Raw genomic sequence first — 19398 nt, forward strand, 5'->3', positions numbered from 1 at the left:
CACACCTATGAAAATCGCTCTGTTTGCTAAAGATTGGGATCATGAGATTTGGGCACTGTGCATTCGTGATGAACTGCCGCAAGCCGAGGTCCGCGGTCCACATAACTTGGGCAATCCTTCCGAAATCGACTATGCTTTTGTCTGGAAACCCGATGCCGGTTTTTTGCAAAGCCTGACAAACCTTAAAGTGATTTGTTCTCTAGGGGCAGGCGTTGACTTTCTGCTTGCCGATAACGCCCTGCCCAATGTACCTGTTGTGCGGGTGATTGATCCAGATTTGACCACCCGCATGAGCGAGTATGTGGTGTTGCAGTGCTTGTTGCATCACCGCCGGACCTTACACAATTTGAGGGCTCAGACCGAAAAAAATTGGGTTCCACATGATGACGTGGCGGCCAGCGAGGTGCGCGTCAGCGTGCTGGGGTTGGGTATATTGGGCATGGATGCGGTTCGCAAACTGCGAGTGATGGGTTACAACGTGGCTGGCTGGAGCCGTTCACCCAAAGCTATTGAGGGTCTTTCCACCCATCACGGCACTGACGGGCTTGATGCCATTCTGGAACGGACAGATATTCTGGTGTCACTGTTGCCACACACACCGGAGACCGATGGCCTTCTTAATCTGGACTTATTCCGTAAACTGGCGTCAAGCGGCCCGCTTGGCGGACCTGTGGTGATCAATGCCGGTCGGGGCAAATCGCAAGTCGCCGCAGACATTGTAACAGCCATTCAAACCGGAATACTTACGGGTGCGTCGCTGGATGTATTTGAACAAGAACCTCTACCCGCCGACAGTCCGCTATGGTCTCTGCCCAATGTGATCATCACACCACACAATTCAGCTTCCAGCTCGCCGCGCGCCACCACCTCCTACCTCGCCCGCCAAATCCGCCTATTTGAAGCAGGAAAAGCAATGGAAAGCGTGGTGGATGTGTCGCGGGGCTATTGAGTGAATGCCCATTGATCATAGCAAAACCATTTGGCTTAAGCACCAGATTGTCTAGAGCCTTCTGATGGTTCTCAGGGCACCAAATTCATTGGCGGCGATGCGATCCAGAGCAACAGTAAGAGATTCTGCAGCGACGGCCATGTGGTAGCCGTTGGCGTGTAGCAGGGTTTCACTATCGGTCATGATGCCGACATGGCCGGGCCAGAATAGCAAATCTCCACGCACCAACTCGGGTAGCCCCCGTGAGATATCAAGTGCGACACCGGCTTGTTGTTCCTGCATGGATGCATCACGCAACATGGAAATATTCGCCATTTCGCAAGCCAGCTGTAGCAATCCGGAGCAATCAATCCCGAGGGAACTTTTGCCGCCCCACAGATAGGGCGTGCCAATCAGGCTTTCCGCGACAGAGACATAGTCGGCAGCATAATCGCTTGCTTGGCGCAGGTGTTGGGCGACTACCCATGTGGGTTTATCGGTTGGGTTCGGCAGATTCAGAACCTGACGATAATGGGTGCCGCGGGTTTCCACTTCTCCTCCGAGCATCAGGCCAGCACCGAGCGAGAGAAATGTGGTGGCGGGGAATTTCAGGTCCGGTCCGGGATAGAGAAATGTGCGCACGGCGCTGACACGATGGGTTGGATCGCCCGCAACGACACCTTCACTGATTTCACCGGAAAAAGGCCCCAACATGTTGGTTGGCATATAGCCGACATAACCGTCTTTATCCAACTGCACCCAGCACCATCCCGCATCAGTTTGTTCAAAAACCTTTACGACATCCCCCAACAACGCTTGGCTATCAAGCATGCCAGCCCCATCGGGAGTAGAAAGCAGCGGCGCCACAGGAACCTTGACCCGCATAATATAAGCTTCAACAAAGCGCTCTGCCTCAACCTGACCTTGCAGGCGTTTATCAGCAAGATCGGGGCGATAGGCATTCAGAGATGGATTCAGCATAAAGACGTCCTGTCAGGCGGTTGGGCTTGAGACGGTTGTGGGCGGAATTGTTACGAAAGCAACCGTGTGGTTTGTACGATCTTATGCCCCAGTCGTTCGATGTAAAGCGCGCCTTTGACGGTACGTAGAATGATAACATTTCGCTTATCGATGTCATCTCGGCGGCGGGTGAGAAGGCCCATCCGCCCCAAGGTATCGAGGGCACGGGTGATGGCAGGCTTGGTGACCCCCAGCTTGGCGGCCAAACCACGTACAGTGTGAGGGGGCATTTCCATATATACAGTCAGCAACACGGTCATTTGGCGAGCGGATAGATCGCTGTCTTGTTCAAGCACCAGATCGTGGGTTACATCGTGCCATAATTTCAGCGCCTGATTTGCGCCTATGTTCATTGACATGGCTTACTCTCGTGACTGACGTCCAGACTTCACTGGTTTAACGGACGCTTGACCATAGAAGCGTTTGGAGACTGTTTCGGTCCCGTTCTAATTAACGCCAATTTGTCCGAGCAATCAAGCCAAAGGGATCGGACATACCACCCGATCCCCCAAGAATATGCGTAATAAGGGGTTTTTATGCCCAGCAGCCTAGCAGGCTATTTCGTATAGCGCTGGCTAAGGTAGCCATATATTGCGCGAATAGCCTGCGCTTCTCCACCCTTTGGTCGACCGGCTTGCGCCTTGGGTGCCCAGCCATAAACGTCAAAATGCGCCCAGCTTTTTGTCTTTGCTACAAACCGGCGCAAGAACAAAGCTGCGGTGATGGAACCGGCGAAACCGCCTGACGAAATGTGATTCACATCTGCGATGTCCGAGGAAAGATCGGCATCATAGGCATTCCACAAAGGCATATTCCACAACGGATCCCACTGCGTTTGTCCCTGCTCGGCCAAATCGGTCACCAGAGCTTTATCATCGCTGTAGAACGGTGGTAGATCGGGGCCAAGAGCAACACGGGCCGCTCCAGTCAGGGTCGCCATATCAATCATCAATTCCGGTGCTTCCTCATCGCCCAATGCCAAGGCATCAGCCAGAACGAGCCGTCCTTCGGCATCTGTATTGCCAATCTCAACGGTCAATCCCTTGTGGCTTTGCAGCACATCACCAGGGCGGAAGGAATCGGCGGAAACGGAGTTTTCAACCGCAGGGATAAGCACCCGCAAACGAACAGGCAGTTTGGCGGTCATGATCATGGACGCAAGACCCAAAACGCAAGCTGCACCGCCCATGTCTTTTTTCATCAAGCCCATGGCAGCGGCTGGTTTGAGATCAAGCCCGCCGGTGTCAAAGCAGACGCCTTTTCCCACCAACGTCACTTTGGGATCACTTTCTGAGCCCCAGACAAAATCAAGCAATCGTGGTTCTCTGTTGGATCCCTTGCCTACCGCATGAATCATAGGAAAATTGCTCTCAAGCAACTTGTTGCCTTTGGTAACCGTGAGGCTGGCTCCATGCGTGTCAACCAGACCACTGGTCACGGCTTCCAGTTCATCCGGGCCCATGTCATTGGCGGGAATATTGATCAAATCTCGGGCGAGATTGCTGCCCTTTGCCTGCAAAAGCACTTCATCACGATCAACCCCTTCAGGCCAATCCAGTTCTGGAATTTGTTTTGCATATTCCTTGTAGCGGTCAAAACGATAGGCGCCCAAGTACCATGCAAGGGTGGCGAGAAACAAAGCCTGAGGATCATCTTCAAACGGCTCCACAGATGCGAAATGATACCGTCCAGATGGCAGTTGAATTGGCAAGAGGCCCGACAAAAACGGCGAACGAGATACCTTATCCTTTTCGCCCAAACCGAATAGCACCGCCTGCAAATCACCATCCATGCCGGGAATCAGGCAAATCTCGCCCTCCTTGCCGCTAAAGCCGGTGGTTTCAACCCATTGAGTGCTGGCTGCTGTTAGAGCCTTGGGTGCAAGGCTGCCGTGACCTGCTTGGACAAAATAGATTGGAGTGGAATTTGCGTATTCAGACATTGGGTCCCTTTTTCCCGTATTCGGGAAGTTCGAACGGTTCTTGGCGAGTGGAGAATATCGCCCAGAATCAATTTTATTGTTAGGCAAAAGATTAGTGTAAAGCATGCGCGCTGCAAATGCCTCAAACGCCGACACATGCGGGCAATAACAACAAACATGATTCTGGAAGCATGTTGCACTCATGCAAATTGCACGGATTAACCAAGCATTAGGGTTAATTCTTTATTGCTATAGAGAACAGATAGCCAGATGCCGCCTTTCTCACCGGAGATGGCGGTCAGCGCTTTAGTCGTGCGAGGTTCAATCCATGAAAGCCCAAGTTCATTCTATGCAGCGCCCACTGATGCGAAAAACGATGCTCGCAGCATCCGTTGCACTCGTTGTCGCCATTGCTGGCTGTTCTTCAAACAAAAAGAGCGTTTCATCCTCGTCCCATCAAGGTAACGGCTACGCCTCAGAGCAAGCTTTGCAGGAATCTGTTGTTTATTGGGAGAAACGTTACAAAAGCAGTCCTTCTGACGCTAAGGCCGCACTCAATTATGGCCATTCCTTGCGCCTGTCTGGTCGCCACGAACAGTCGCTGGCTGTTCTGGAAAAACTCGCAGCACGGAATTCCACCGACAAGATCATTTTGGCAGCCTATGGCAAGGCTCTTGCGACGGTTGGGCGCTTTCAACAGGCTTTAAGCGTATTGGAAAAAGCACAAACACCAACCACCCCGGATTGGCGGCTGGAATCGGCGATGGGCGCCATTCATGACCAAATGGGGAATTTTGACAAGGCCCGTGCTTTTTATGACAAGGCTCTCTTGCAATCACCTGGCGCGCCCAGTGTCTTGAGTAATTATGGCCTTTCCTATTTGCTCGAGGGTGATTTGACTTCCGCTGAAGGCTATTTGGGAGAAGCGGCCAAGCATCCTAATGCAGACAGTCGCGTGCGACAAAATTTGGCTCTGGTGTTGGGCCTGCAGGGACGTTTTGCTGAAGCAGAAGCAATTGCGAGCAATGAACTGTCGCCACAACAGGCCGCCGCCAACATTGCCTATCTCAAGGCCATGATGAAAGAGCGCGGCAATTGGAAGCAGATCAAAAAACAGGGCTAAGAAGCATGGCATCCAATTGGATCCGAAAAAAGGGACCGAGTGTGGTCCCTTTTTTAATGGTATTTTCGGATGCCACACAGTTTTCAATTAATGGATGCCTCGATCAAGTATTCCCTTTAACCCCAGAATGATATAGCAGCCGGTCCCAACACGACAACAAAGATTGACGGCAGGAAAAACAGGATCATCGGAACAGTCAGTTTTGGCGGCAAAGCTGCGGCCTTTTTCTCGGCTGCGTTCATGCGCATTGCACGGTTTTCTTCAGACATGACACGAATTGCATCTCCAAGAGGCGTTCCATAGCGTTCAGCTTGAATCATTGCAGTCATAACCGCTCTCACGCCTTCAAGGCCGGTGCGCATTGTCATATTTTCATAAGCGATTTTGCGATCCTGAAGGTAGGACAATTCGGCAGTCAGCAATGTCAATTCCTCTGCTAGTTCAACGCTTGACGTGCCGATTTCTGAGGCTACTTTTTGAAAACCAGTTTCAGCTGTCATACCTGACTCAACACAAATCAACAGCAAATCAAGTGCATCGGGCCATGCTTTGGTTATTGAAGCCTGCCTTTTGCTGATCAAGTTCTGAATATAAAGTATCGGCGCATAATAACAGGCATAGGCAAACAGAAGTGATAGAAACACTTTAACCATTGTCGGATAGTCAGGCTGGATCACCACAAAGATATAAAACATAGCTAAAGCGAGGCCTGCTATAGGACCCACGATCCGCGCAAATGTGAAGGTCATCAAGTGGTTCTCAGATCGGAAGCCAGCCTGCTTGAGTTTGGTTCTGCTCTGCTTGTCGGCAAAGGCGTCGCGCATATTGAACTTATCGACAATCTTCATGATGAACGGCTTTTGTGCCTGGCGCAACGAGGCGCGCCCGCCCTGCTGACTGTTTGCCAAAGCAGCGCGTTCGCGCTTTCTGATCGTTTCACGTTCGGTAGCGACAGTCTTCATCCGCTCAGCCAGCTTGTCGTTTGCCAATAAAGGCATCGCTGCGGCTAGAATGGATGCCACAACGGCGATAGCGGTCACCAGCGCAAAAACATCCTGAATATCGAATCCTGACATTTTCCTTACTCACACTCTTATTCATTAAACAATGCATTGCTCTATGGCACCGCACGATAGCCGGCTAAATATCGAAATTGATCATGCCACGCATCATTATGACACCCAGTGCCATCCAGCAAAGAGTTGCCGCGAGCACAATATGACCTATCGTACTGTTAAACATTACCATGATATATTCAGGCGCAGTCAGATAGGTCATCAAAGCGATGATAAAGGGCATGGCAGCGATGATAGCAGCCGAAGCTTTTGCCTCCATGGACATCGCCTGAATTTTCTCTTTCATCTGTGCACGGGCGCGTAGCACTTTGGACAGGTTGCCTAAAGTCTCCGACAAGCTACCGCCTGCCTGTGCTTGGATTGCGATCACAATGGCGAAAAAATTGGTCTCAGATATTGGCACGCGGTCATGCAAACGCGGAACCACTGCAGACAATGGCAAACCCATCGCCTGTTCATCCACTAACCTCTTAAACTCGGAGCGAACCGGTTCTCCTGCCTCACTGGCCGCAATGCCAAAACAATCACCCAATGGCAACCCGGTCTTGATACCGCGCACGATGATGTCCACCGCACCCGGAAACTCGGCCACAAATTTACTCAGGCGCTTTTTGCGTTTGCGAGAAAGCCAAAAATTGGGCAAACCAATCACGCCAACAAAGCCGATTCCTGCCGCCACCAGCATTGACATACCGCCTATCAGAGCGACAAAATAACAAACAACACCGGATATCACACTATACAACCAGAATTGTTTGGGAGTGATTTCAAGTCCTGCCTGTGTCAGACGCGATTTGAGAGTAGCACGCTTTTTCTTGCCCTGTTTCTGATCTTCTTCCAGCTTTTTGAGATTGGTTTCGATATCTTTACGGCGGTCCGCACTTGCTGCATTAACGCGTTTATCGGCGATTTTAACGCGACTGAGCGAGATCGTTTCCATACGCTGATTTCGACTGTGATTTTTGGAAAGTTTGGGATAGAAAAGGCCCCAAGCAATCCCCACAACCGAGAAAACCACCAACACGAACAGCGCGATGGTGAAAATCAGATCACTACTTATGAGGCTCATAATCGCTCCTAACCATCAAACTGCATCACGCTCAGTGGCCGCATCGAGGGCCATTGCAAGGTTGGATTCTTCATTGTAATAGCGTGCGCGCTCCCAAAATGCGGGGCGTCCAATACCCGTTGATTTATGAACGCCAACGATTTTGCCATTCGCATCTTCACCTTTGATTTCATAGAGGAATAGATCCTGAGTGGTAATAACATCCCCTTCCATGCCCGTGACTTCGGTGATGTGGGTGATGCGACGCGACCCATCGCGCAAGCGAGAAGCCTGAATGATCACATCCACAGATCCGACAATCATTTCGCGGATCGTCCGTGCGGGCAAACCAAATCCACCCATTGTGATCATGGCTTCCAGACGCGACAATGCCTCTCTGGGAGAGTTGGCGTGCAGCGTGCCCATTGACCCGTCATGGCCCGTATTCATCGCTTGCAACAAGTCGAAAGCTTCAAAACCACGCACCTCACCTACGATAATTCGTTCGGGGCGCATACGCAGACAGTTCTTAACGAGGTCTGTCATGGTGATCTGGCCTTCGCCCTCAAGGTTGGGCGGGCGGGTTTCCAGGCGCACGACATGAGGCTGCTGAAGCTGGAGCTCCGCAGCATCCTCACAGGTAACAATACGCTCGTCATTCTCGATATAGTTGGTCATACAGTTTAGCAAGGTTGTTTTACCAGAGCCTGTACCACCGGAGATAACGATATTGCAGCGGACCTTGCCAATAATTTTAAGGATCTGGGCCCCTTCGGGCGAAATCGTGCCGAACCGTACCAATTGATCCAGCGTCAGTTTGTCTTTTCTAAATTTACGAATGGTCAGTGTGGGGCCATCAATGGCCAGCGGCGGCGCAATGACGTTTACACGAGATCCATCGGGAAGGCGCGCGTCACAGATCGGGCTTGATTCATCCACTCGACGGCCGACTTGCGACACGATGCGCTGACATATATTCATCAGTTGGCCATTGTCACGGAACCGAACATTGGTCAAATAGACTTTTCCCGAGGTTTCGATATAGGTTTTTTCCGCCCCATTGACCATGATATCAGCAATGTCGTCACGAGCCAGCAAAGGCTCAAGCGGCCCGTAGCCCAACACGTCGTTGCAAATATCGTCCAGCAGTTCTTCCTGCTCGGCAATGGACAACACGATATTTTTAAGGGCAATGATTTCCGAGACGATGTCGCGGATTTCTTCACGGGCTGTTTCCGCATCCAGACGCGCCATTTGGCCCAAATCGATGGTATCAATCAGGGCGCCAAATACCGACGTTTTGATGTCAAAATACTGTTCAGACCGTCCACTCGCAGACGTGTCCTCTATCTGCTGATAGTTGGTTTCCACTGCCTGCGTATAGGCGTCTTCGTCTTTCTTTGGCTCAGGCTTGGAGGCAGCAGGCTTTGGGGCCGGAGCAACCTTGCGTGCGCTTTCTGTTCCACGTTTTCCGAACATATTCAATCACCAAGCCTTATTTGGACTTTTTAAGTTTTCCTAACAATGGCGCAAACAGGGATTTGCTAACCTTGGGCGCTTCTGATCGCCCTGTAACATCCTTGGCCAAGTTATCAAAAAGTTCTGCCACTTTACTGCCCGAGCTCAATTCGCTGATCATCTGGCCGTTGTTTGCAGCCAACCCGAAAGTTGCCGCATCAAAAGGAATTTCAATAAAGTCATCACGGTCAAGCGCCGCCGCAAAATCCTTTGGTTTGATTTCCGGACGCTTTTGCATCCCAGTCTGGTTGATAATCAGGCGCGGCGGGCGGTCACCATGTCGTTCCTGATTGATCAGATCGAGCATGTTTTTCACGTTGCGTAAGTTGGCCAGATCCGGCACAGCCGTGATTACGATCTCATCTGCACCAAGCAACAGACCTTTGTTCCACCCACTCCAGATATGAGGCAGGTCCATAACCGTGTAAGGTGCACTATTTTGCAGTAGCTCCATCAGATGGGTAAAGAATTCGCCATCATAGTCACACGTATTCTCAAGCACCGCAGGAGCCGTCAAAAGACTCAGACGTTCACTGCATTTGGTCAACAAGCGCTCAAGAAATTGATCATCTAGCCGGTCTGCTGCCTTGATGGCATCAGCAATGGTCTGTGGCGGGTCTTCATTAAAATCCAGTCCAGACGTCCCAAAGGCCACATCAAAGTCGGAAATAATCACATCTTGCTGTTGGCGCGTTGAAATTGACCACCCAATATTGTGGGCCATGGTGGAAGACCCCACGCCGCCCTTAGCACCAATGAAGGCAATGGATTTTCCAAGCGGGTCATTAGCTGGGCTGGTAAACAGGTCACTTAAGGCCTGAATCAGTTCAATCTGACCGACAGGTGCCACTATATATTCCGACACGCCACGACGGGTCAGATCACGGTACATCTGGATATCATTGATATGGCCGATCAGAATGACCTTGGTGCCCACATCACAAACTTCGGCAAGACGATCAAGATCCTGAACCAGCTCTTCATAGTCCTGATTGGCTTCCAGCAGCACGAGGTTCGGGGTTGGGGCTTCCGAGAAAAACTCGGTCGCAGCCTGAATGCCACCGGAAACAGCCTTAACATGAACGCGTGCCATTCGGCGATCTGCCGCAACAGCTTCAATGGTCGACAGAATTTGAGGAGATTCACAAAATGCATGCATGGAAACACGCGGCAAAGGCCTGATTTCGGACAGGTCGTCATGGCCTGCGCCTGTAAACTCCTGTTCAAAGGCTTGCAAATCAGCATCCGCTTCAAAACCAGTATTAGGCAATGCTTGTTCACTCATTTCAAGACCTCTGAGCTTGATCCAGCGCTGCTGCCCAGATCTTCAGACCATGTTGGCTCCCCATTGCGGTATTTTCCATTGACAGTGCTTCGGCGGGTGGAATCGCGTGGATCCCAGCCTCTAGGCTGAATCAAGTCCTGTGGGTTAGCAACCGCCACGGCCAAATTTTGTTGTGTCGTACAGCCAAAATCAAAATGGCTGAGATTCTGTAGCGTTTGCCCCATATCCTGCGGGTGCGTACCACATGGCAATGTTTTTGCCTGAATCCGAGGATATGCGAGACGAATAGGAGCACCGGTTGCCTGTGGAGCAGAGTAGGAGATCAACTCGATTTGCCCTGCCCTGACACCATTGCGCATAAGTTCAACACGGATTTCCTTCGCCATATAGCCTGCACTGGATTCATTTTCGGCACCCGCTGGTACCATCACCTGGATTGCAGCGGCCTGTTCTTGTAAAAACTCACGAGCGAGCCCCGAAATGGCCGATCTTGACGATGGGGTCAGGCTCTGACTGTGAATGCCGACAGGGATATCGATGGTTCTTGCCGATTGTTGAAGGGTAATCGGATGGCGCAGACGATAATCGTCACTAACGGACCCGGTGATCTCCCTTTTGGAATCGCACGCGACCAGCAACAACGCACAGCTGGCCATGGCCGCATATCGTAGAATGCCTTTTGATCGTTCAGAGCGCGGTGCTATGTAGCGCATTGGAATGGTCTCACCTAGGTTAAACATTGCCCAGCCCTCACTCATAACTGTAGCCAAAACGGCCGTGATATTTGACACCGCGCCGCGGTCCACCGGACATGTCATATCGGCGGGTCAACTGGCCCAGAAAAATCGCATTCATATCCGATACCGGTGCAACATTCTTGACTGGCAATGCGGTTTGGCTGCGCGCCACAGGCGCAACAATATAGGGGGTAACAAAGATCACCAGTTCCGTTTGACTGCGTTTGTAATCGAGCGAGCGGAACAGCTGCCCCAGAATGGGCAGGTCTTTAAGGAACGGGAAGCCATCAATACTTTTGCGAACTTCATCGCGCAACAAACCCGCCATCGCCATTGTGCCACCTGATGGAAGCTCAACCGTGGTTGATGACCGACGTACGCGCAAGCCGGGTATGGTGATAGAGCTATCACCGCTGCCTGCCGTAATCGTGGTGTCCGAAGAAATTTCAGAGACTTCATTTTTAATCTGCAAACTGATGCGGTTTTCAGATATCACGATTGGCCGAAAAGCCAGAGATACACCGAATGGTTTGAACTCGATTGAAACTTTGCCGTCTTCGTAACCGATGGGTACCGGAAATTCACCACCTGCCAAGAACTCAGCTTTTTCGCCAGAAATGGCTGTAAGGTTGGGCTCTGCCAGAGTGCGCACCAATCCATCGCGCTCCATTGCCTTCAGTGTTGCTCCGACATTAGAAGTGCTTGAGCCGAATGTACCTGTAAGGGCCGTACTGGACAAGCTTTGCAATGTTGCCGAGAATGGGTTATCGATCGCGCCGCTTAAGCTCACCACACCCTGACTAAGGGTTCCGGTCAGATTGATCCCCATCTGCTTGAGCACAGTGCGCTCAACCTCGGCTATTGTAACCCGCAACTGGACTTGTTCACGGGCAGTCACTGCAATGTAATTGCTGACTTTTTTGCGATCACCAACGTAACTCGCAGCAAGATCCATTGCTTTTTCAGCATCCGCCGGATTGCGCACACCACCAGACAAGGCGATGCCATCGCCAACACCTTCCACTTGGATATTGCTACCGGGTATCATGCGGCGCAGAAGCGCGGTAAGTGCGCCACTATCATGTGTGACATTGACCTCGAAGCTTGCAATTTGATTGCCGCTTCCATCAAACAGAACAACATTTGCCTGTCCGATTTTCATACCGATAATGTAAACCCTACGGGCACTGCGCACCACGGCATCTGCCGTGGTTGGGCTGGACACCAGCACATCACGTACGTCACGCGGCGTTTCAATAACAATGGATTTGTTAAGACCTACTGTGATGTTGCGGCCATGCGCACTGGCTGCTTTGAGACGAACCGTAGAGGCTGCCTGAGCTTGATTCGTGGTCACCATGACACTCGGCGCTATCACCAAAGCAATTAGTAAAGCAGCAGCAAGTGGCGTGCGCATCAAAATCAATGCCCATTTGTTAGCGATTTGGAGCAGTGTGGCTTTTCCTATCATACTGAAATCCGGATAATTGCTCATCGTTTCACCGTCCTCTTGCTCATCTGGCCAGAGCGCACCATGACGATGGTGCCGCTTGTTGACTCGTCAACCACCTCGTCGCCCTCAGCGTCCTCGAGTGAACGCAAGGCCAAAGAAAGATTGCCTTGCTGCTGGGCTGTCACCAGAATTTCGCTTTGGCTTGGTGTCAGTTCTAACGTTGCGGTCTCACCAACAACGACTTTGACGCCGTCTTTGTCCTCAACGCTTTGGTCAATCGCCAATACACGAATATTTGTAAGGATGGTCTCTGAAGAGACACCCTTGTCACTTTCTTGAGTTAGCATGACGTCAACCCGATCTTTGGGAAGAACAAATCCACCGGCACTCGTTTCTGGCGAAATGCGGGTCGCCACCGCGCGGAAACCTTTGGGCAAAATGGAAGACATCAACCCTTTGCCCGCGATAGCGATTTTTCCTTCGTTGATGGGCTCGCCTGGCATGAAAGAACCTCGCGCGACAGCGCCGACCAATTCACTGTCCGCATCGGGTCTATCACCGCGCACAATGTAGCCCGGGCTTGTACCGTCAGCAGGCCATTTTTGCCAAGCGAACAAATCAGCGGTGAAGCTGGTACCCAAGGAAACATAGGAAGCTGCGGTCAGCACTTCCACCAGTTCCATCTGTGGCGGTACATCCAGAGCCGTTTCAACTGGCCCTGCCTCGTCTTTCCCATTTCCAAGGGATCGAGCAAGAACGAGGGCAATCAAACCCGCGATCAAGGCAATGGCAATTACGGCAATACGCGCTACTTTCATGTCCTTGGTTCCCAATACAATCCAAGCTAAGGCAATAAGTGAACACACGGGTGCTCCGTCGCCAGTGTCCATCACTATGGTTAACGACAGGTAAGCGCGTTGGCTTAATTTCATATTAAGATTGCAATTTGGGGCAACAGAGGTGTTTACAGAAAGACAAAGCAGTCGCACTTCTCAGAACAAACAATACAAAAAGCGCCCAGTCTGAAAGACGGGCGCTTGATCAGAGGCTAAAGATGATGGACTTTTGGAGCCTTGGTCGACGCTAGGAAAGGGCCAGCTGTATTCCCGTCTGCATCCAGTCCGAGGCAGCATATAGCTGCAATCCCGCAATAGACAGCGCCACGCCGTAAGGTATGCGTTTTACACTATGCAAACGCCAAGCCCAATCCATTTTCATAATAAACACTGGCAGCATGTTCGCGCGGAAAGACATAAAGAAGACTGCCATCAGAGCGCCATAGATAGATGAAAGGGCAAAAAACAACAAACTAAGCTCTGGCCCCATCCAAATGACAGCCACGGCAGCAAATTTGGCATCTCCCCCACCAATCCATCCACGCGCCCAGAAAAAATAATAGACCGCCAACGTAACAAGTCCTACGCCTAAGTGGCTAAGTCCCTCAAGCCAAGTCAAGCCAATGCCATAGGCAAATAGGGGGAAGGGCAAAAGGAAAATCAATGCCAAACGGTTTGATATACGCATGCTAAACAGATCGGAACTTCCTGCATAGGCAAAGACCAGCGGGGCAAACAGCAGTAAGGCCCAAGCAAATAGGGTATCCATCACACGATCTTCCTTCCCAGAATTCCGAAACAGCAAATTGATGCAATTCCGCTTGTTGAATGTGAGTTTAATATTGCCGGGTAATTCTTATCAAATCATTGAAAAAACTAATTAAATTCTTCCAATTAAAAAAGGAAGGCCGCCAAAATGGCAGCCCCCCCAATTCATGATACACTGGTACCCTTTCGGACTGACCAGTATGGGTTATGGGATAGCTTTATCAAGTTCCACACCAATTTCGGCGAACAGAGATGTAATGTTGCCTTTAAGGGCACTTGCGGCGGATACGATCCCGACGCCTATCAAACCAGCAAGCAATGCATATTCAATAGCAGTTGCACCAGATTCGTCATTCATAAAGAGAACGAAATTTTTCATTTTTAAGACTCCTAGAATTTCCACAATTTGACAGCTCTTCCATCCGGAGGCTTTTGTTTTTCGCGTTTTAGATGCGCCCCTCGAATAAATACAGTTTTATCCGAAATCTCTTTCCAACTGGTTAAATCGATAGGTGAAATTGTATTCAAACCATATCTAATGAAGTCATGGTTAAGAATTTACTCCCTTACATCAACCAATATACATAATAATTACTACGTAAAAAATGTTTAATAATATATTTATATTACGTATTTCACTCCCACATCAATATTATAATTAATTAATATTATATTTATTGAGGCTTAATACTTATATTTTTTCGAGATAACGGAGAAGATCTATTATACCCGCTCGATTTTTAAGCTCATTAAATCTGTCTCAGCCCCGCCTTTAAGGCTTCTTTCACCATTTTTTTCCATTCTAAGAGAGCTTTTGATTTTGAGAGTGATCCGAGAAGTGCCCGGAATGATCCGGAAGTAGCCATTTAGAAGATTTTTTATGATCGGCTTTTATTACCGTGGATATTTCTTTCCGGGGGAATTTGGTCTGACGGAGATGAATAATGAATTTCGCATCAGCTGTTTCTGCGGTCATTCTGGCCAGTTCCATGCTCGGCGCTCCCATTGCCATTGCCCAAACCTATCCCATGATTGAAGTCAAGGTCGATCGTGCAAAGGTCATGCGGGTCTCGCGCCCTGCTGCGATGATTATTATCGGCAACCCCGCCATTGCGGATGCGACCATCAAGGACAGCCAAACTCTTATCATTACCGGCAAGCAATATGGCTCAACCAATCTCATTGTACTCGATGCAGCAGGTGAACCTATTGCCGATGAAGTGTTGAACGTGTCTTCTGCGCACAACAATCATGTCGTAGTCTACAAAGGAGCCAACCGCACTACGCTGAATTGTTCCCCCGATTGTGAGCCTGTTTATCGCATTGGTGATGATATAGACGCAATGAAAACGCTTGGCTCTCAAATCACCACTCATGGCGAAATGTCCAAGGGCGAGAAAGTAGAGTCCAACTTCGATGAATAATAGCCTCGTTTGCTTGGTGTTTTCTTGAAATCGGCCTGCGGGATATGTATTTTCTGCAGCCTCATAGAGTCTTTATATATATGCGGCTCTGAGCTCTTGGCCTAATAGCTGCCAGATACACGCCTTCAATGACCGGCGTCGGCCGTTTGTTAACCAAACTTCCCAATCTTTCTTAAACGCTTTTCTGTCAATCTGCGGACAAGATGTGAGCCAGATTCTGTCTAGAGAGCTTTGTCATATGGGAGATTTAGCTGCAAACTTTAAATTTGCGACACACTCTACCATTTGGGGCCATAGGGAATGACAAATGACAATACCTTTTTTTAGCATTCCGCAACCAATTGCAAACATATCCCAACGTGCGAGAGCCTCGCTTCGACAGTTTTTCAGGCAAGATACAAATGGTGCAATGGCCGTCGAGTTTGCTTTAATCGGCCCAGTCTTCGTGGGATGCTTAGGGTTTGTGGGGATGGCTGGCTACATGTTCTTAGCCTCAGCAACACTTGAACAGGGTGTGCGTGAAGCTGGACGACACATTCGCGTCGGCAAGGTTGCCACGGCAGGTACGACAAGAGATCAATTCAAAGACAAGATCTGTTCCTATGTCTCACTCTCCGACGAATATTGTGTCGCCAATCTGGTAATTGACGTCGACAGCGCCCCGACGATTGAGGACCTGCAAACGGCTCCTCCCTACAAAGATGGAAAACTGGATGGCAGTACTTCGACATACGACCCAGGGGACAGCAGCGACTATGTCATGGTCAAGGCCTATCTGTCCTTAGGCACCTTGAGCGATCTCTTCGGTTTGATGGGAGCAACAAACACAAATACATACACTGTTTCGAGCGCAACGGTGTTCAGAAGCGAACCATTCTAAGCTGATCGTCGCATGCGGTTTGGGTGCAATTTGCAGCAGTTGATGCAATCTCAGGAGTTCAGAATGTCCATACTCGCCAAAATCCGATCCAGTCTGGCGGCGTTCAAAAAAGACGAAAAAGGCGTTGCTTTTGTTGAGTTCACAGTTGTCATGGGTGTCATCGCCATCCTTTTACCTGGGGTATGGGAGGTAACCGATGCCCTCATGGTGAAACGAAAAGTAAATCAGGCAGCGACTGTTTTGGCGGACTTGACCGCGCAAGCGGCGACGATTGATCAAACAGCCTATGACAGCATGGCCTTCATGACTAACGAGATCATGCATCCCTATGAAAATTTTGAAACGCGTTTGGGTGTTATTGGCGTTAGAGTTGATGCAAATAGAAGGGTGTCAACGATATGGACTTATGGAGACATTGATCTTGACGACAGTTCATTGCCCTCAGCTCTGGTGCTTGCAAATAGATTTTATGTCATGTCAGCGGCCGAAGTGGATTATCAACCGATATTTGGTGAGAGCGTCATCGGCACGATTACGATGCGCAATACAGCGATTATGTCCCCTCGGCTCAGTTCCTCGGTCGAGGAAAAATAACGCTTTCGAATATATAGCCCAAAGCACATGAACCGCTCAGTCAAAGGCCCCTGCCGGTTGGTCACTTGGCTGTCGCAATATCGATCAGGGGCACATAGTTTTCCATCGTCACCGGTTTGAACCCAGCGCCGTAATGTCGTTCTATAGCGTCATAGGCGTCGGGGTCTCGTTTGTTCATAGTAACAAGTGCCTTAACCAAATCGGCACGGTCCTGTTTTGACACATCGTTATGCACGGCATGGGGCCCCGCTGGAATGGCTGGCGAACTCCAGATAGACAGAAAATCGGGCTCTGCGGGAGCGGACTTACGGTTGCCCTTTTTAGCATTCTGATAGGCAGAAAGAGCTCCTTGGCTGGTGAATAACGACTGATTATATTGGGTCGAAGACCAAACCAGCGCAGCGTCAACCTCACCTTTTTCCAACAGAACCAACGCTTCTTGTGGGTTTTCCTGACTAACCACGGATGACAAATCTCTATCAGCATCAAGGCCAGACTTGCGCAGCTCGTTCAAAGCCATATAGAAGGGCATTGCGCCATTTTTCGAAGACAGGGCCACAGACCGGCCCGTCATATCCGCTAGGCTTTTTATGCCACTATCCCCACGAACAACCAGCACCATATAAATGCCATCTGGTGCTTGTAAGGATACGGGTGCAACGAGAGGCAAAAGACAGCCACACGACGCCTGCGCCATTGCAAAGACACTGGCAGGATAAACGGCATAGTCCACCTGTTTCGCAGTATGTGCGGCCATCAGACTAACCATGCTCTTAAAAGCCACGATCTCTACAGGACGGGACAAACTGTCCTGCAAGTAGGATCGAAAGGGTTCAATTCGTGTTTGAAGGTAAGCCGTTCCGCGCTCTGCCATCAAGCCGATCCGAAAGGGTGGTTTATGATCCAGCAGTTCAATGCTATTGCCAGACCCTGTCAGATCTGAAACACCATCCGCTCTGCTTTGATCTGCCGTCTGCGGCAGAGGCTGACTTTGCTCTAAGCCCTCATCGCGCATTGGTGATACGGGATTGTCGATCGCGTCGGTTAAACTATTGGAATCCACAGTCAGAGTACGAAGCACACTGCGCTCCACCTCATTTTGCGCAACGACGAACGATGTATCAAAAACAAAGCTGCTTGCCAATACAACAAAAAGCAGAAGCGCAGGGCGCACAGACATTGACTGTATCGACAAGTTAAACAATTTATAGAGCATCAAACGTGCGCTCTCCCACCTAGAGTGTGTCGAATCATATATTGGTCATTTTGCGGTGTTACGTCGACAGGATCAATCAATGCCTTGACCGTATGCCACTATTTGCGGGAAAGGCATCGAGTTTTTGTCTTGGACGTGTTCATTCCCCAAAAGCATATCTTTGCGGGTTTTTTGGGGCGAATGCATTTTTAAATATTGCCGTTCTAAGACGGCTTACTGGAATTGATGGTGCTAGCATGAGCAACAATCCGACAATCGTGGTGTTCGATATCGGCAACGTCCTCATCCGATGGAACGTGCATTATTTGTATGAATCTTTGTTCCCAAACCAAGCCGCCACAGAGGCCTTCATTGCCAAAACCAACTTGATGCAGTGGAATGAGGAACAGGATCGCGGCCGCGATTGGGCTCAAGCTGAAGCGTTGCTGATTGCAGACCATCCCGAATATGAGCCCGAAATCCGCGCTTTCCGCGCGCGTTGGCACGATATGGTGCCCGGGGTTTTTGGTGGTACGGTGCTGATCAAAGAAAGATTGCAAGAGATGGGTGTGCCGCTTTATGCCATCACAAATTTTGCATCTGACACTTTTGCAGAATGTCAGGCACGGTTCCCGACGCTCAAACAATTTACCGATATTGTGATCTCGGGCGACGAAAAGCTAATCAAGCCGGACCCTGCTATTTTTCATGTCCTGTTGGAGCGCAATAACTTGCAGGCCGGTGACTGCCTGTTCATTGACGATAGTCCGAAAAATGTTGAAGCAGCGCGCAGTGTCGGCATGCATGCGCATCACTTCAAAAGCCCTTATGCGCTGTCTAAAGATTTGCAACGTCTCGGATTTGCAATCTAACGCTTCGATATCGCCGTCTTCTAAGGCGTTCTAAATGCGGAACGCCTTTGACTTTCCCAGCCTCAATCTTTGCGTCTGTCTCTGTTTCAATGCACCAGTTTGCTCCTGGACCTAACTTTCCAGAAGCAACTTGCCATTCTCCACTTTAAATGTCTTGAGCTTGCGAAGGAAGCTCATCCCCATGAGCGTTATGTTCAAAGCCCCTTTGGGAGCTATGCGGACTTCGATATCACGCTCCTCGGCTTGGCCTATCCGCACAGAGCGAATTTTGGCACCCGCATAATAAACGCGGCCGTTGGCTGTGCTCATGGCGTATTTGAAATCAGATTTTTGGGGCATGACACCGATGCGCCTTGCGTCTTCATAGCTCAGAGCCACATAAGTGGCGCCGGTATCGATAACCACTCGAATGGGTTTGCCGTTCAAAAAGGCTTTGGTGAAATAATGGCCATTTTTATTGGATTTGAGAATGGCCCGACCCGATTGGGCAGACCAAGTGCCCTGCTCGGGCTCTTCTGATCGGCCAGAGCGCCTTGCATGCCCAGAATATGCCGTTTTCTCGTTGGCTTTGGTCTCCATATACCCGTTTTCTTGCAGCCAAACAGACGCCAAACCGGGAATTTGAGAAAAAACACCAATGGCGAACACGGCCAAAATCAACAGGCGCATCATGAAGCAGACTCTCCAACTGAATAACAAATACAGTTTGCCATTCAGAAA

The 19398-nt window shown here is 50.0% G+C and carries 20 protein-coding genes; 6 read left to right on the top strand and 14 right to left on the bottom strand.

What is annotated here, in order from left to right; genetic code table 11:
• Positions 1-7 precede the first annotated feature (7 nt).
• Complete coding sequence (locus C0081_RS17095) at positions 8-949, top strand: 2-hydroxyacid dehydrogenase (protein ID WP_101535063.1); 942 nt, start codon at positions 8-10, stop codon at positions 947-949.
• A gap of 51 nt (positions 950-1000) precedes the next feature.
• Here the strand turns inward: C0081_RS17095 and C0081_RS17100 are convergent, their stop codons facing one another.
• The 3 genes from C0081_RS17100 to C0081_RS17110 all read right to left on the bottom strand — a co-directional run bounded on the left by C0081_RS17100 (position 1001) and on the right by C0081_RS17110 (position 3890).
• Positions 1001-1909, bottom strand: coding sequence for a C40 family peptidase (locus tag C0081_RS17100; protein ID WP_101535064.1), 909 nt, complete (start codon positions 1907-1909; stop codon positions 1001-1003).
• 50 nt (positions 1910-1959) lie between these two features.
• Positions 1960-2307, bottom strand: coding sequence for a MarR family transcriptional regulator (locus C0081_RS17105; protein WP_101535065.1), 348 nt, complete (start codon positions 2305-2307; stop codon positions 1960-1962).
• Positions 2308-2504: 197 nt separating this feature from the next.
• On the bottom strand, positions 2505-3890 hold the full coding sequence (locus C0081_RS17110; protein ID WP_101535066.1) for a leucyl aminopeptidase family protein: 1386 nt from the start codon (positions 3888-3890) through the stop codon (positions 2505-2507).
• Positions 3891-4197: 307 nt separating this feature from the next.
• On the opposite strand from C0081_RS17110, the gene C0081_RS17115 reads away from it, so the two are divergent.
• The gene (locus tag C0081_RS17115; RefSeq protein ID WP_245417984.1) at positions 4198-4992 is read left to right on the top strand and encodes a tetratricopeptide repeat protein; all 795 of its coding nucleotides are present in this window, start codon (positions 4198-4200) and stop codon (positions 4990-4992) included.
• A gap of 116 nt (positions 4993-5108) precedes the next feature.
• Here the strand turns inward: C0081_RS17115 and C0081_RS17120 are convergent, their stop codons facing one another.
• The 9 genes from C0081_RS17120 to C0081_RS17160 all read right to left on the bottom strand — a co-directional run bounded on the left by C0081_RS17120 (position 5109) and on the right by C0081_RS17160 (position 14092).
• A complete protein-coding gene (locus tag C0081_RS17120) occupies positions 5109-6068 on the bottom strand; it encodes a type II secretion system F family protein (protein WP_101535068.1) in 960 nt (319 codons plus the stop codon).
• A 64-nt stretch (positions 6069-6132) separates the two neighbouring features.
• On the bottom strand, positions 6133-7137 hold the full coding sequence (locus C0081_RS17125) for a type II secretion system F family protein (protein ID WP_101535069.1): 1005 nt from the start codon (positions 7135-7137) through the stop codon (positions 6133-6135).
• A 15-nt stretch (positions 7138-7152) separates the two neighbouring features.
• A complete protein-coding gene (locus C0081_RS17130; RefSeq protein ID WP_101535261.1) occupies positions 7153-8595 on the bottom strand; it encodes a TadA family conjugal transfer-associated ATPase in 1443 nt (480 codons plus the stop codon).
• Between the two features lie 16 nt (positions 8596-8611).
• Positions 8612-9919: a CpaE/TadZ family protein gene (locus C0081_RS17135; protein ID WP_146006489.1), complete on the bottom strand. Its 1308-nt coding sequence runs from the start codon at positions 9917-9919 to the stop codon at positions 8612-8614.
• Entirely contained in the window at positions 9916-10659 is a 744-nt protein-coding gene (locus tag C0081_RS17140; protein ID WP_180966943.1) for a CpaD family pilus assembly protein, read from the bottom strand. The genes C0081_RS17135 and C0081_RS17140 overlap by 4 nt, the downstream gene beginning before the upstream one ends.
• Before the next feature lie 10 nt (positions 10660-10669).
• Complete coding sequence (locus C0081_RS17145) at positions 10670-12151, bottom strand: type II and III secretion system protein family protein (protein ID WP_101535071.1); 1482 nt, start codon at positions 12149-12151, stop codon at positions 10670-10672.
• Positions 12148-12927 carry a Flp pilus assembly protein CpaB gene (cpaB, locus tag C0081_RS17150; protein WP_101535072.1) on the bottom strand — a complete coding sequence of 260 codons (780 nt, stop codon included), beginning with the start codon at positions 12925-12927 and terminating at the stop codon, positions 12148-12150. Before cpaB ends, C0081_RS17145 begins: the two co-directional genes overlap by 4 nt.
• A gap of 265 nt (positions 12928-13192) precedes the next feature.
• The gene (locus tag C0081_RS17155; protein WP_101535073.1) at positions 13193-13714 is read right to left on the bottom strand and encodes an A24 family peptidase; all 522 of its coding nucleotides are present in this window, start codon (positions 13712-13714) and stop codon (positions 13193-13195) included.
• Positions 13715-13918: 204 nt separating this feature from the next.
• Positions 13919-14092 (bottom strand): Flp family type IVb pilin, encoded by a 174-nt coding sequence (locus C0081_RS17160; protein ID WP_101535074.1) that lies wholly within the window; start codon positions 14090-14092, stop codon positions 13919-13921.
• Between the two features lie 565 nt (positions 14093-14657).
• Between C0081_RS17160 and C0081_RS17165 the strand changes: the two genes are divergently transcribed.
• The 3 genes from C0081_RS17165 to C0081_RS17175 all read left to right on the top strand — a co-directional run bounded on the left by C0081_RS17165 (position 14658) and on the right by C0081_RS17175 (position 16611).
• The gene (locus C0081_RS17165; protein WP_101535075.1) at positions 14658-15137 is read left to right on the top strand and encodes a pilus assembly protein N-terminal domain-containing protein; all 480 of its coding nucleotides are present in this window, start codon (positions 14658-14660) and stop codon (positions 15135-15137) included.
• A 409-nt stretch (positions 15138-15546) separates the two neighbouring features.
• The gene (locus tag C0081_RS17170) at positions 15547-16017 is read left to right on the top strand and encodes a TadE/TadG family type IV pilus assembly protein (RefSeq protein ID WP_180966944.1); all 471 of its coding nucleotides are present in this window, start codon (positions 15547-15549) and stop codon (positions 16015-16017) included.
• Positions 16018-16080: 63 nt separating this feature from the next.
• Positions 16081-16611 (top strand): TadE/TadG family type IV pilus assembly protein, encoded by a 531-nt coding sequence (locus C0081_RS17175; protein WP_101535077.1) that lies wholly within the window; start codon positions 16081-16083, stop codon positions 16609-16611.
• 61 nt (positions 16612-16672) lie between these two features.
• Here the strand turns inward: C0081_RS17175 and C0081_RS17180 are convergent, their stop codons facing one another.
• Entirely contained in the window at positions 16673-17827 is a 1155-nt protein-coding gene (locus C0081_RS17180; protein ID WP_101535078.1) for a phosphate/phosphite/phosphonate ABC transporter substrate-binding protein, read from the bottom strand.
• A 236-nt stretch (positions 17828-18063) separates the two neighbouring features.
• Here C0081_RS17180 and C0081_RS17185 point away from each other — a divergent pair, with 236 nt between their 5' ends.
• Positions 18064-18678, top strand: coding sequence for an HAD family hydrolase (locus C0081_RS17185; protein WP_101535079.1), 615 nt, complete (start codon positions 18064-18066; stop codon positions 18676-18678).
• A 111-nt stretch (positions 18679-18789) separates the two neighbouring features.
• Here C0081_RS17185 and C0081_RS17190 read toward each other — a convergent pair whose 3' ends face one another.
• Complete coding sequence (locus C0081_RS17190; RefSeq protein WP_101535080.1) at positions 18790-19350, bottom strand: retropepsin-like aspartic protease family protein; 561 nt, start codon at positions 19348-19350, stop codon at positions 18790-18792.
• Positions 19351-19398 lie beyond the last annotated feature (48 nt).

It is taken from the genome of Cohaesibacter celericrescens, assembly GCF_002866925.1.
In the GTDB taxonomy this organism is placed as follows: Bacteria; Pseudomonadota; Alphaproteobacteria; order Rhizobiales; family Cohaesibacteraceae; genus Cohaesibacter; species Cohaesibacter celericrescens.